Origin of the sequence: Providencia sp. PROV223 (genome assembly GCF_028479245.1) — a bacterium.
GTDB lineage: Bacteria > Pseudomonadota > Gammaproteobacteria > Enterobacterales > Enterobacteriaceae > Providencia > Providencia rettgeri.
Map to the genome: position 1 here is coordinate 235,491 of NZ_JAMPNG010000004.1, position 13,445 is coordinate 248,935.

Consider the following 13,445-nt stretch of genomic DNA (forward strand, 5'->3'; position numbering starts at 1 on the left):
CAATAATATCTTATTTCACTACCTGCGATATTAATCCTACGAGCATATTTATGCAATAATTTCTGCATAAAAAATTGGTTTTTACGCTAAATTTATTCTGATTTAACGGTCAGTTGCTCTGCTTGCTGTTGTTTAGCGAGTTGTTTATCCCGCTCATAAGCTAGCTCACTGATGCGTTTTGCCATGCCTTTAAAAATAAATAAATGTGCAGGCATCATGGCAAACCAATAGAGTAGACCGCAAAAGCCAGCAGGGTGCCACCATGCCCGAACATCGATTGAACGGCGGTTTCCGCTATCATGAATAGTAAAAGTTAGGCGGCCAAGTCCTGGCGCTTTCATACCAAATAACAAGCTAAGTTGTTTATTAGGCTCAAGATTAATCACGCGCCAGCCGTCAATCTCATCACCGAGTTGGAGCTGTTCACGATCGGGGCGGCCATATTTCACTTTATTCAACATCATATCATCCATGATGGCGCGGGTTTTCCACAGACCATTGGCATAGAAGTAGCCGTTTTTTCCGCCAATCTGTTGCACTGTATACCAGAGCGATTCTGAACTGGCCGTTGTTCCAAGGGTTGCTCCCGCTTGTTTTGGGTAATAGCCATAACCAGGACGCCAACGTTTTCTGACTTCTGGGTCATAACCCCAATCTGCGTTATCAACGGCATCGGCTTCTTCAGCTAAAGTGGTTCTAACAGCATCATCAAAAGAAATTAAGGTTTGTGGGATCAGTTCTCGTAACGCTTTATCATCTGCCGGGAGGTCGTGCTGCAAGCCTTGGATTAGCTCCTTAGCAATTGACGGTGGCACAGAGGTGATCAAACTGATGAAATGCACAGAGATCATACTGATGGGGATCGGAATGGGAATAAGTAAACGCCGTTTACCACTCACTTTAATAAAGCGTTTAAATAGTTCTTGGTAGCTAATAAACTCAGGGCCACCCGCATCGAAAATTCGGTTCTCGGTTGTTGGTATTTTTGCCAGTTGCGTTAAATAATACAAAATATTCGACAGAGCGATAGGTGACGACTTAGAGCGAACCCAGCGTGGTGGCGTTAAAATCGCTAAGTTGTAGACCATATCGCGCATAATTTCGAATGCGGCAGAACCAGAGCCAACGATAATTGATGAACGAATTTCAGTAACAGGGATTTGGCTTTCACGTAAAATATCACCGGTTAAACGCCGTGCTATTAGGTGTGGTGAATAGGTATGCCCGTGTTGTAATGCGCTGAGATAGATAACATGTTTAACGCTTGAGCCTTCAAGGGCTTGTTGCACATTGCGAGCGGCTGTGCGCTCACGTTCGACTAAATTGGCTTGGTCAGCCATGCTATGAACGAGGAAATAAACAATATCGATGCCTTCCATGACACCTTTTAATGTTTCGGGGTCGTGAAGATCCACATAAATGCATTGGGTATCTTGCCAGCCTTGAGATAGCATCCAATCAACACGGCGAGCACCTGCTGTTACGTCATATCCTTGCTCAATGAGTTTAGGGATCAAATTCTGACCAATATAGCCACTAGCGCCCAACACTAAAACACGTTGTTTATCTGTCATGTTAATTTCCTGTTTCACGCAAATTAACGGCTATTGTGACTGAAATTTTACCTATGTAAAGAAGGCCATAAGAATTGGCGTAATTAGACTAAGTACGAAGCCGTGAACTATGGCGGCAGGGACAATTGAAACTCCACCGCTGCGTTGTAAAACAGGTAATGTAAAATCCATTGATGTTGAACCGCAAATGCCAAGAGCCGTTGAGCGGTAACGGTTGATAATAATAGGAATGAGCATGATGGCAGCAAGTTCCCTTGCTAAATCATTGAAAAAAGCCGCACTTCCCATGACTGGGCCATATGCATCGGTAAGTACGATGCCTGTTAATGAGTACCAACCAAAGCCAGAAGCCAGCGCTAGCCCCATTTTCACCGGAAGATCGAGTAAAAATGCAGCTAACGCGCCACCAGCTAACGCACTGATTGCCATGACAAACGCGATGGTGGTACCACGGCGGTTGATTAAAATTTGCTTGATGCTCATGCCACTATTGCGTAGCTGGATACCGACAAGTAATAGCAATAGCATTAACGCCACTTGGCTACCTCTATCGGCATAGTGTAGAAAGTCAAAATGCGTCAAGCCAACGGCAAATCCGAGCAGTAGCACGCCGCATAACTGTAAGGATTCGAGAACCATTTTGATTCGTGAAGGTGGCTTTTCTTGTTTATGTTGCGGAATTCTCCATGGATCAAATCTATCGAGCAATAACAATGAGATTACATTCAATGAAAATATGCAACCAAAAAAGGTAACTGCATAAATTAAAATAGAAAATAAGTGAACGCTTAAGTTTTCAAGCAGTGCGAGGGTAATTCCCATTAAAAATAAAATAACATATACCATTGAATTCAGGGATTGATGAACTCGATGGAGAATACGTTTATTTTTAATTGGAATAAGATAACCGAGTGTTAACGGTAGAAGAATAATTAAGAGTCCTGAATACATGGCCGTTTCCTTAGAGGTTATCCCATCGACTAGGTTAATGTAAACAAAGGGTTATGCTTATCTTTTTTATTTAGGTTATCGAAGCATAAACCTGATTTAGCGCCCTGTGCTAAAAGAACTTATTGTTATAAAATTTTTTTATTGGCTAAAGAAAGAAAAATAGGTCAAAAACACTAAAAATGAAAGTTTTACTATTTTATAACACTGTAATTAGATGCTCAACACAGTTCGCTGTTTTGTTATAAGTATTTTTATTTTGCTTACATATTTATAGTAATAAAGGCGCTTAATCGGTAAGCTCTAAATAGTGTCTTTTAGTCTGTTTCATTGACGGAATCACCCGGTATGTAATGAAAACTAATAATATTGAGGGTGAATTAAAAATCTTCCAAGGAGAGTAATATGTACCTGGAACGTGTGGAAATATACGGATTTAGAGGAATTAACCGGCTTTCTTTAGAACTGAATAATAGTACGGTTTTAGTCGGTGAGAATTCTTGGGGAAAATCAAGTTTACTGGACGCACTTGACCTTCTTCTTTCCCCTGAGCATACAGATTACCAATTCAGCCTTCATGACTTTCATCACCCAGCAGGGAACGATGAATCGCGTTACCGCTCATTACAGATTGTTCTAAAATTTTGTGAACGCCGAAAAGGACGTCATCAATCATATCGTTTTCATAATCTTAACTCTGTTTGGGTCGATAACGGAGATGGCCTTAAACATATTTTCTATCGTGTTAGTGCAGAGCTGAGAGATGATGACACGATTGTTGTAGATAAAAACTTTTTGAACTCAGGTGGTAATAAACTTTCTTTGGATAATGTAGGTAAATACATTAAAGAAATTATTAGGTTGTATCCGGTTATTCGCCTGCGAGATGCCCGCTTTTTGCATACACTTAACACTGAAACTATTGTTACAGGCCAAAAAGATTTACGTGATTTGTTCAACGTCCGCATTAAAGAATTAACTCATGCATTGGTTAATAATCCTGAATGTTTAAGTGATGAGGACCTTGGTGATGGTATTGATGCAATGCAACAGCTGCTCAGTCATTATTTTTCAGGGCAGAGCGCACATCTTATAAAACTGGATAACTCAATTGTCAATATAGAACCGCGCAAGCGCGGGTGGAAAGCACTTGATAATATTAGCCGTTTAATCGCAAAACCAAACCAACGCAATATTCGATTAATTATCTTAGGAATGTTTTCTTCGTTATTACAATCAAAAGGTAATATTCAGTTAGATAAACATGCAAGGCCATTGATTATCGTTGAAGATCCAGAAACGCGCTTACACCCGATTATGCTCTCCATCGCATGGGGGTTATTTAGCCTATTTTCTCTACAGCGGATTACCACGACGAACTCAGGGGAGTTGCTTTCATTAGCACCTCTGGAAGATTTGTGTCGTTTGGTGCGCAATACCAATAAAGTTTCAGCTTATCGATTGAGTGAAAATGATTTAAGTGCTGAAGAATTACGTAAAATTTCTTTCCATATTCGCTTTAATCGTCCATCAGCGCTGTTTGCTCGCTGCTGGTTATTAGTGGAAGGGGAAACGGAAATTTGGTTGATGAATGAATTTTCGCGCCAGTGTAACTATTACTTTGAAACTGAAGGAATAAAAGTTATTGCATTTGCACAAAGTGGTTTGAAACCATTGCTGAAGTTTGCCAATAAAATGGGTATTGAATGGCATGTTTTAACCGATGGTGATGAGGCGGGGCGCAAGTATGCAGCAACAGCGACTCATTATGCCAACAAAATTAACTCTTCAGATAGAGATAGGTTAACGATGCTCCCCGCACCAGATATGGAACATTTCCTATATCGTGAAGGGTTTAGAAGCCTTTATCATGAAATTGCGGATATTCCAGATAATGCGAAGGTTTCAACCAGACGTGTAATTATTAAGGCGATTTCTCGTACATCGAAACCAGATTTAGCGCTAGCTACTGTAAATAGAGCCGCAGAATTAGGGCCAGACAGCATTCCGCTGCAATTGAAAAGTATGTTTTCTCGCGTGGCATGGTTGGCAAGGGGGAAAGCAAATTAATCGTGATATCGAGAAATATTACTTGTTGTTGATTGATTATTAAGAAATGGTTCTTTCAGGTTTATCACATGTTGAATCAATTGATAACTTAAGTGATATATAATTTGATCATTAGTTTTTAGCTGACAACTAATTGGAACCTCCTTTTTACACGTTGTCAGCGATCTTAGAGGGCAAAGCCCTCTTTTTGTTCATAGGAAGCAAGTAAACATGAAGGCAAAGCCTAAGAAAAAGTGGCCGATTTATTTGGCAATCATTATTGTTGCCCTAATCACCGCTGGGTTTCTTTTTAATCGTGAGGAAGCCGAGGTTTTTCAAACCGTAGATGTCACTCGAGGCAATTTAGATAAACAAGTACTGGCAACGGGGAAACTTGATGCCGTACGTAAAGTCGATGTGGGCGCTCAGGTGAGTGGGCAGCTGCAAACGCTGTATGTCAAAGAGGGTGATTATGTTAAAAAAGGTGACTTATTAGCGGTTATTGACCCGAAAAAAGCTCAAAATGATGTTATTGAGTCTGAGGCAACAACACGTGAGCTCGAAGCCAATTTATCATTAGCTCAAGCCGAGCTGCGTCTTGCCCAAGTGACTTATCAGCGTCATTTAAGCCTAGCAAAACAGCAAGCAGTTTCTCAACAAGAACTTGATAAAGCTAAAACCGATGTGGAAGTAAAAAAAGCGCAAGTCGCCACTTATCAAGCTCAAATTAAGCGTAACCAAGCCACTCTAGATTCGGCAAAAACAAATCTAAAATATACGCAAATTACGGCACCAATGGATGGTATTGTCACCTTTATTAAAACACTACAGGGACAGACGGTTATTGCTGCCCAAGAAGCACCAACAATTTTAACGCTTGCGGATTTGGACACGATGCTAGTGAAAGCCGAAGTTTCTGAAGCCGACGTAATTTATTTGGAACCCGGTCAAGATGCTTCTTTCACTGTTCTAGGGGCTCCAGATAAAAAATTTGCTGGGCAATTAAAGGATATTTTGCCAACTCCTGAAAAAATTAATGATGCCATTTTCTATTATGCGCGTTTTGAGGTGCCTAACCCGCAACATTTGTTGAAATTACAAATGACCGCTCAGGTCACGATTGAATTAGATTCACGTAAGAATGTGCTATTGCTACCACTATCTGCATTAGGTAATGAAATTTCACCACAAACCTATGAAGTGGATATTCTGCAAGGCAATAAAGTAGAGAAAAAACAAGTTGAAATTGGTGGTCGAAACGATGTGTATGTGGAAATTACCAAAGGCCTAAATGAAGGTGACAAAGTGGTCATTGGGCACAACGAGGCGGAATACTAACTATGGCTGCGTTAATTGATCTTCAAGGGATCTCTCGCCGCTATGGGGAAGGTGAAAACCAAGTTACGGTCTTAAAAAATGTCTCACTGCAAATTAATGCAGGTGAGATGGTAGCGATTATAGGTGCTTCTGGTTCAGGTAAATCCACACTCATGAATATTATTGGGTGCTTAGATAAACCAACAGAAGGGAATTACTGTATTGATGGCCAAAGTGTTGCAACATTAGATAACGACCAATTGGCAGAATTGCGTCGAGAACATTTCGGTTTTATTTTTCAACGCTACCATTTATTAAGCCATTTAAGTGCGGAGCAAAATGTTGAGGTACCTGCGGTATATGCAGGAGCGGGTAAAAACCAACGTCGTGAACGAGCCGCCCAACTATTACAGCGTTTAGGGCTTGGAGAGCGAATTGAATATCGTCCAAGTCAGTTGTCTGGCGGGCAACAACAGCGCGTGAGTATTGCTCGCGCCCTAATGAATGGCGGGCAGATAATTCTTGCGGATGAGCCAACAGGAGCGCTGGATAGCCATTCGGGGGAAGAGGTCATGAGTATTTTAAAAGGCCTTTGTGCCCAAGGGCATACAGTGATTATTGTTACTCATGATCCCGAAATTGCTCAGCAAGCGGAACGTATCGTAGAAATTAAAGATGGCGAAATTTTGAAAGATTCGGGGAGTAAAGCCTCGATACGTGCAAATTCATTACCAAAAGCCCCCGCAAGGAAACTCACATTAAATCAAATGTATGGCCGATTTAGTGAGGCATTACTGATGGCTTGGCGTGCCATGGTTGTCAATAAAATGCGCACGCTGCTAACGATGCTTGGGATTATTATTGGTATTGCCTCTGTGGTTTCAATTATGGTGATTGGCGATGCGGCGCAGGGCATGGTACTCAATGATATTAAATCGATCGGAACCAATACCATTTCTATCTATCCCGGGAAAGATTTCGGGAGTGACGATGCAGAAAATAGGCAATCATTAAAATCTTTGGATATTGACGCGATTGCTAAGCAGCCTTATGTCCACGCTGTCTCTGGGGAGTTGAACAGCTCAACTCGGTTAAGAAAAGGCAATTTAGATGCATCAGCTCAACTTTCAGGTGTTGGGCGTGATTATTTTAATGTTTATGCTTGGAAGTTTTCAGAAGGAATGGGGTTTACTCAAGATATGGCGGACAGACGAGCTCAAGTGGTGGTCATTGATGCTAACACCAAGCGCCGCTTTTTTCCTAAGCAAGAGCATGTTATTGGCGAAACTTTACTTATTGGTAATATGCCAGCAACGGTCATCGGTGTACTTGAAGAAAAAAAATCGGCTTTTGGTTCGAATAAGTCATTATCCATTTGGTTACCAGACACCACGGTAAATAGTAAAGTGCTTAACCGGCCATACTACGACAGTATCACTGTGCGGGTTAAAGAGGGCTATGATGCTAAAACAGCGGAGCAGCAACTAATCCGCTTATTGACATTGCGTCATGGTAAGAAAGATATTTTTACCTATAACCTAGATACCTTTATTAAAACGGCTGAGAAAACAACCCAAACTATGCAGTTATTCCTCACACTAGTGGCTGTCATTTCATTAGTAGTCGGGGGTATTGGTGTGATGAATATTATGCTGGTTTCTGTGACAGAAAGGACACGAGAAATTGGTATTCGTATGGCGGTAGGGGCTAGAACCAGCGATGTGATGCAGCAATTTCTCATCGAAGCCGTACTGGTATGTTTAATGGGCGGCCTGATGGGAATCGGCTTATCGTATGGAATTAGTTTATTGGCTCAAATGGCGCTACCGGGCTGGACTTTTTCTTTTGATCCTGTGGCGTTAATCAGTGCCTTTGTTTGTTCAACAGCCATTGGTATTATTTTTGGCTTTTTACCTGCGCGAAATGCGGCTCGCTTAAACCCAATTGACGCATTAGCGAGGGAATAGTTTATAGCTTAATCATTTATAACCTAATCATTTATAACCTAAATAATTACTGTGTATCTTCTGCATCACAGGGTTTGGTGCAGAAGATATATAGAAGGCATTAAATGCTAACGTGAAAGAGATATCTGCTCAAGAATAGTCTCATTTATTGGAACCGAGTTCCTCAAATAAATTCTGCTAATTAAATGCGTTATTTTTAACTCCTTCATTTCCTGATAATATTTTTTTCAATCTATATATTCCCTCGTTTCTCAAAATATTTCATAATAAAAAACTATCTGAAAAGATAAATTCTGCTTGCGAATTGGTATCGATCATGGATATCATTTGCCTTGTAGAATAAATGAAACCTAGTTCCATATAATGGAACTTATAATAAAGCCAGTAAAAACTAAGCAAAGACAACCACACAGCAGGTGCGATATGGCGAATAAAGCAGGTGAAGATTATTCTTTGGCTCGAGTACCCCAAAGTGCTCGTAGACCGTTCTATGAAGTGTTAATTCTACGAATTGGTGCGCTAGCTTGTGTTTCACAAGTGATGTTAGGTGCAGCTCTTGGGTATGGGTTAACTTTTTGGCAGGCGTTTTGGGCAACAATGCTTGGCTCTGTAATTTTACAGGTTGTCAGCTGGGGGCTTGGAGCGGCTGCGTGCCGTGAAGGAATGTCGATCAGCCTACTGTCTCGGTGGGCGGGTTTTGGTAAGTTAGGCTCAGCTCTCATTGGTGGCGCGATTGCTATCTCCTTAATGGGCTGGTTTGGCGTCCAAAATGGTTTCTTTGCGGATGGAATGTATAAAGCGACTAATGTGCTAACACCAGGGACTTGGTCACTTATTACAGGTATTGCGGTGACGGTTATAACAGTATATGGGTATCGATTTTTATCTATTACTGCCAATATCTCAACGCCGCTATTTTTATTCGCGTTAGGCTGGGCGACATATAATTTATTATCAGGTCAAGATATTGGTACACTTATCAATGACACTGAACCCGCCGGGCCATTAATGACTATGCCTGCGGCCATCACAATGGTTGCTGGTGGTTTTATTATTGCAGCAGTAACAACACCCGATATCAGCCGCTTTATGAAAGGGCCTAAAGATGTGTTTTGGATGACTCTCATCGGCACATTTTTTGGTGAGCTACTGGTCAATATGATAGCGGTACTAATGGCATTATCATTACGTACAAGCCAAGTATTTGATTTAATGATGGCACTGACTGGCCTATTAGGTGCATCGATTGTTATCTTCTCGACAATAAAAATGAATGACATCAATCTGTATTCGTCATCTTTAGGTTTTTCAACACTGCTAAATGCCATCTTCAATAAGCGCTTTGACCGCCGCTATTTAACGTGGGTGATTGGTATCTTCGGCACAATTGCTTCAATGTTAGGGATCTTAGATAACTTTATTGGTTTCTTAATTTACTTAGGAATAGCCATCCCGCCTGTCGCAGGGATTATGGTTGTTGACTATTATTTATTGAAGCGTGATCGCAAAGAATTAGATATCACTCGAGAGCAAGGCATATTACCACCAAGCTGTGAAGCATATAACCCTGTTACCTTAGTTGTGTGGGTGATTGCCGTAGCTGTTGGATGGGGAACTTCGGAATTAGGTCCATTGCACGCTGACTATGGTATCCCTGCGCTTAACTCTTTGATTACTGGTGCAGTAGCCTATTGGATAGGCATGCGCTGGCAGGCGAAAGCGAAAGGTGTTGAAACGGTACACTTTCGCAAAGTCTCTCATTTAGATTAAGGATTAAACAATGTCAGGTACAAAAGTTAAAGTTGCTCTGGCTCAGTTTGATTCAGAACTAGGCAATAAAACCAATAACTTGCAACGAATGGCACAGTTGTGCCAACAAGCCGCGGATTCAGGAGCAAAATTGATCTGTTTTCCTGAACTGGCGACAACAGGTTACCGTGGCGACTTACTGACCACTAAGTTGTGGGATTTAAGTGATTCTATCGGAAGTGAAACTTATACGCTATTTAGCGAGCTTGCTACTCGTCTAAATATCACTATTGTGAGCGGTTTTGTTGAGCGCGGTGAATATTTAGGCGATATATATAACTCTGTCGGTGTTTGGAACCCTGGATGCGAGGGTATCAGTGGTGTTTTCCGTAAAGTTCATGCTTTTGGACTAGAAAAACAGTGGTTTGGACGCGGTGATAGTTTCCCTGTGTTTGAAACACCGATTGGTAAAATCGGTATCATGATTTGTTATGACATGGGCTTTCCCGAAGTCGCACGAATTTTAACATTACAAGGTGCCGAATTGTTATTAGCTCCTTCAGCTTGGTGTGTTCAAGACCGAGATGTCTGGGATATTAACAGTGCCTGTCGTGCATTAGAAAATGGAACTCACTTACTTGCAGTGAACCGTTGGGGTCATGAAGAAGATTTGCATTTATTTGGTGGTAGTAAGGTTTTAGGTCCTCGCGGCCAAGTACTTTGTGAAGCCAGCTGTGAGGGTGAGGCGCTATTAATTGGTGAGGTTGATTTTTTAAACCAAGCCCATACCCGCTTAAAAGTGCCTTATCTGAGAGATAGAAAGCCACAAAGCTACAGTGTATTAACCCAAGGTTTAGGGTCATGAGTATTTTATCTAGCGTTGTTGACGTTTACCAACTGTTCCTGCGTTCTGGAAATGAGCTGACTGTGACAACGTTGGTTAATGAATTAGGTATGCCTAAAAGCTCGGCTTCCCGCCTTTTAAAGCAAATGGCAGAGCTTGGGTTGCTAGAAAAGAAAAACAATGCACCGATATATCGGCCAGGTTTGCTGATTATGGAATTAGCGCATCGAGCTAGGGGAATGAATCCGTTAATCGATATGATGCTTGAAGCGCTTGATGAACTTGCGAAAGATAGCGGTTTTACCAGTTATGTGTCAGCACTTGACGATGATATGGTTCGTGTCGTTCATGCACGCTTTGGCAATAGCATGTTGCAAGTGATTACTCAACCGGGGACACGTTTACCTATACTGGGAACGTCAACGGGGCGTGCATTATTAGCAAGGTTACCGCTAAATGAGCGGTCAAAAATTATTGACCGTGAACCCAAAGAAGAGCGCGGTAAATTAGTTGAGCGTTTGGATTTAGTGGCTGAGCGCGGCTGGGAATTTTCGATGGATGAATCCGTTGCTGGAGTCGCTTCCATATCTAGCACGGTGTTCGACCCAGCGCAAAATACGTTATATGCCTTGTGTTTAAGTTTGCCTGCGACGCAAATGAATGATGAGGTTATGGCGCTGTTATCCAAGAGTCTTTGCCATAAAGCCGCTTATCTTGGTTGTATGGTGGGTGACCCGTATTGGTTGCAAAAAAGCATAAATAAGTCATGAACTTATTTCGTGTCATAAAAGCAATCAGTAGTAAGAAGTAGGTAGTAGAAGTAATCAGTAAATTATAAATATTTATATTGTTAGTATTTTAAGTGCGTGAATACGCCTTCATCAGGAAAAGTGGAACCTCAATTACGTGAGGCTCCATCTAGAGCGAAATGAGGTTAACTCGCTATTTTATGCGAGTTAACCTCAAAGTAGCTCTTCACTCCCATAAAAAAAATTAAAGGAAGTACAATGAGTCTAAAACAAACTCTTTGCCTATATGAGCTAATCGATTGCGCTAGTGTTAAAGGTGAAGACATTGTTGCATTGTTCCAAGATTTCCCACACATTAAAGTCATGTCTAAAACGGTTAAGGATAACAAAGGGCAAAGCGATTTTGTTCGTATTCTTATTCCAGGAACACAAGGTAAATCACACCATAAAGATGCGCCAACGCTGGGGATCATCGGGCGGTTAGGCGGAATTGGTGCTAGGCCTTCTCGAATTGGTGTTGTCTCTGATGCAGACGGTGCGATTGCCGCACTTGCAGCAGCGCTTAAACTGGCACAAATGCATGAAAAGGGCGATCGGCTACTCGGCGATGTCGTGATCACGACACATATTTGCCCCAATGCGCCAACACGTCCGCATACACCTGTTGATTTCATGGACTCCCCCCTTGAAGATGCCACGATGAATCAACATGAAGCTATCCCTGAAGCGGATGCTATTTTGTCTGTAGATACCACAAAGGGAAATCGTTTACTCAATCATAAAGGGTATGCGCTGTCTCCAACGGTAAAAAATGGCTATATTTTACCTGTATCAGAGGATTTAATCCGTTTGATGGAGTGGAGCAGTGGCCAAAAAGCGGTGACATTCCCGTTGTCAATTCAAGATATCACGCCATATGGTAATGGCCTGCATCATATCAACAGTATATTACAACCTGCAGTATCTACATCTGCGCCTGTGGTTGGCGTCGCTATCTGCTCAGAAACGGTGGTGCCTGGTTGTTCTACAGGGGCTAGCCATGAGGTTGACATTGCAGCGACAGTGAAATTTATGATAGAAGTGGCTAAAGCATTCACAGGAAAGCAATGTGCGTTTTATGATGTTGAACAGTATGATTTATTAACGTCACTATATGGTGATATGTCGCACCTGCAAACCGCGGGCAATGGTGCAGTAAAGAAGTGATTAATTGATAAATAGTCACAGTTAATTATTAGTGTTGTCAGTATTACTAAAATAATTAACTGTGCTCTATTGCTGAGCTATTGATTTAATTCGGTAATGTTGTCTGGGACATCCTCAGTGTTAATAGGAACAATGAGGTCTGCATGATTACCTTTTGGGCCAATAGTCACACTAAATTGAACTTTCTGGCCAGCTTTTAGTGTCCTGTAACCGTCCATTTGAATACAGGAATAATGAGCAAAAATATCTTCTCCGCCATCAGCCGGGCAAATAAAACCAAAGCCTTTTGCGTTATTGAACCACTTAACGATACCCGTCTCCATATTTCATCCTTCAGATTTACCAATATTTGCGTTTAAAGTAATGTATAAAAAACACACAAAATAAGTATAAATACGATGTTATTTGTTCGTAAAATATACTGTAATAAATTGCCTTCTAAGGTCAAGAGGCGAGGTACAGGAATTAGTGGAAAGTGTTAAGAATTCGCTAATCAATAGCGCTCATTTTCTATAATATTTGATGTGGCTCACAGATTGCTAACCATGGAAGCAAAGGTGATTCCCATGGTACACTGTGACTTGAAGCAATATAAACAAAAACAGCATGGTTACGAAATGGTATAGTTTTGTGGTGTTATCAATATGATTGATAGAAATCGTTGATAATAAAGACTATGCTTAAATTGAAGTTAAACACTGAGCAAGAAAGTAATGAGTGATTTTCTGGGCACATTTAAAACTGATGTCATTTTTAAAGATGAAATAGAACAAACCTTACAGCCACCTTCGATGTATAAGGTGCTATTAAATAATGACGATTACACTCCGATGGATTTTGTTGTCGAAGTGTTACAAAAATACTTTTCTTTTGATGAAGAACGCGCTACACAGATAATGTTAGATGTCCATATTCAAGGAAAGGGAGTTTGTGGAATTTTTACTGCAGAGGTTGCTGAAACAAAAGCGTCACAAGTCAATACTTTTGCTCGTGAACATGAGTACCCTTTGCTTTGCACTATAGAGAAAGTCTAATTTGGCTT

At 41.2% G+C, this 13,445-nt stretch carries 11 protein-coding genes; 8 read left to right on the top strand and 3 right to left on the bottom strand.

All coding sequences use genetic code 11. The features are described 5' to 3' along the window. Positions 1-92 precede the first annotated feature (92 nt). Both PR767_RS07390 and PR767_RS07395 read right to left on the bottom strand, forming a co-directional pair. Positions 93-1,574 (bottom strand): DUF2867 domain-containing protein, encoded by a 1,482-nt coding sequence (locus tag PR767_RS07390; protein ID WP_272520073.1) that lies wholly within the window; start codon positions 1,572-1,574, stop codon positions 93-95. A 51-nt stretch (positions 1,575-1,625) separates the two neighbouring features. After that, positions 1,626-2,525 carry a lysine exporter LysO family protein gene (locus PR767_RS07395; RefSeq protein ID WP_117162158.1) on the bottom strand — a complete coding sequence of 300 codons (900 nt, stop codon included), beginning with the start codon at positions 2,523-2,525 and terminating at the stop codon, positions 1,626-1,628. A 402-nt stretch (positions 2,526-2,927) separates the two neighbouring features. On the opposite strand from PR767_RS07395, the gene PR767_RS07400 reads away from it, so the two are divergent. The 7 genes from PR767_RS07400 to PR767_RS07430 all read left to right on the top strand — a co-directional run bounded on the left by PR767_RS07400 (position 2,928) and on the right by PR767_RS07430 (position 12,403). Beyond that, positions 2,928-4,592, top strand: coding sequence for an ATP-dependent nuclease (locus PR767_RS07400; protein WP_109911018.1), 1,665 nt, complete (start codon positions 2,928-2,930; stop codon positions 4,590-4,592). A gap of 210 nt (positions 4,593-4,802) precedes the next feature. Then, positions 4,803-5,909 carry a macrolide transporter subunit MacA gene (macA, locus tag PR767_RS07405; protein WP_109911019.1) on the top strand — a complete coding sequence of 369 codons (1,107 nt, stop codon included), beginning with the start codon at positions 4,803-4,805 and terminating at the stop codon, positions 5,907-5,909. Between the two features lie 2 nt (positions 5,910-5,911). Then, positions 5,912-7,855 carry a macrolide ABC transporter ATP-binding protein/permease MacB gene (gene macB / locus PR767_RS07410; protein WP_272520074.1) on the top strand — a complete coding sequence of 648 codons (1,944 nt, stop codon included), beginning with the start codon at positions 5,912-5,914 and terminating at the stop codon, positions 7,853-7,855. A 423-nt stretch (positions 7,856-8,278) separates the two neighbouring features. Beyond that, positions 8,279-9,625 carry a purine-cytosine permease family protein gene (locus tag PR767_RS07415; RefSeq protein WP_004909397.1) on the top strand — a complete coding sequence of 449 codons (1,347 nt, stop codon included), beginning with the start codon at positions 8,279-8,281 and terminating at the stop codon, positions 9,623-9,625. 10 nt (positions 9,626-9,635) lie between these two features. Next, entirely contained in the window at positions 9,636-10,469 is an 834-nt protein-coding gene (locus PR767_RS07420; RefSeq protein WP_109911021.1) for a nitrilase-related carbon-nitrogen hydrolase, read from the top strand. Further along, the gene (locus PR767_RS07425; protein WP_109911022.1) at positions 10,466-11,218 is read left to right on the top strand and encodes an IclR family transcriptional regulator; all 753 of its coding nucleotides are present in this window, start codon (positions 10,466-10,468) and stop codon (positions 11,216-11,218) included. Before PR767_RS07420 ends, PR767_RS07425 begins: the two co-directional genes overlap by 4 nt. Positions 11,219-11,455: 237 nt before the next feature. Further along, on the top strand, positions 11,456-12,403 hold the full coding sequence (locus PR767_RS07430) for a DUF1177 domain-containing protein (RefSeq protein ID WP_272520075.1): 948 nt from the start codon (positions 11,456-11,458) through the stop codon (positions 12,401-12,403). A 77-nt stretch (positions 12,404-12,480) separates the two neighbouring features. On the opposite strand, the gene cspD is transcribed toward PR767_RS07430, so the two are convergent. Continuing rightward, positions 12,481-12,726, bottom strand: coding sequence for a cold shock domain-containing protein CspD (cspD, locus tag PR767_RS07435; RefSeq protein WP_004909408.1), 246 nt, complete (start codon positions 12,724-12,726; stop codon positions 12,481-12,483). A gap of 390 nt (positions 12,727-13,116) precedes the next feature. Here cspD and clpS point away from each other — a divergent pair, with 390 nt between their 5' ends. Continuing rightward, complete coding sequence (gene clpS / locus PR767_RS07440; RefSeq protein ID WP_004909410.1) at positions 13,117-13,437, top strand: ATP-dependent Clp protease adapter ClpS; 321 nt, start codon at positions 13,117-13,119, stop codon at positions 13,435-13,437. The last annotated feature ends 8 nt before the right edge of the window (positions 13,438-13,445 follow it).

Coding starts and splice junctions, on each gene's coding strand:
- cspD (WP_004909408.1), bottom strand. CDS start 12,726: ATGGAGACGGGTATCGTTAAGTGGTTCAATAACGCAAAAGGCTTTGGT.
- PR767_RS07420 (WP_109911021.1), top strand. CDS start 9,636: ATGTCAGGTACAAAAGTTAAAGTTGCTCTGGCTCAGTTTGATTCAGAA.
- PR767_RS07395 (WP_117162158.1), bottom strand. CDS start 2,525: ATGTATTCAGGACTCTTAATTATTCTTCTACCGTTAACACTCGGTTAT.
- PR767_RS07425 (WP_109911022.1), top strand. CDS start 10,466: ATGAGTATTTTATCTAGCGTTGTTGACGTTTACCAACTGTTCCTGCGT.
- macB (WP_272520074.1), top strand. CDS start 5,912: ATGGCTGCGTTAATTGATCTTCAAGGGATCTCTCGCCGCTATGGGGAA.
- PR767_RS07415 (WP_004909397.1), top strand. CDS start 8,279: ATGGCGAATAAAGCAGGTGAAGATTATTCTTTGGCTCGAGTACCCCAA.
- PR767_RS07390 (WP_272520073.1), bottom strand. CDS start 1,574: ATGACAGATAAACAACGTGTTTTAGTGTTGGGCGCTAGTGGCTATATT.
- macA (WP_109911019.1), top strand. CDS start 4,803: ATGAAGGCAAAGCCTAAGAAAAAGTGGCCGATTTATTTGGCAATCATT.
- PR767_RS07430 (WP_272520075.1), top strand. CDS start 11,456: ATGAGTCTAAAACAAACTCTTTGCCTATATGAGCTAATCGATTGCGCT.
- PR767_RS07400 (WP_109911018.1), top strand. CDS start 2,928: ATGTACCTGGAACGTGTGGAAATATACGGATTTAGAGGAATTAACCGG.
- clpS (WP_004909410.1), top strand. CDS start 13,117: ATGAGTGATTTTCTGGGCACATTTAAAACTGATGTCATTTTTAAAGAT.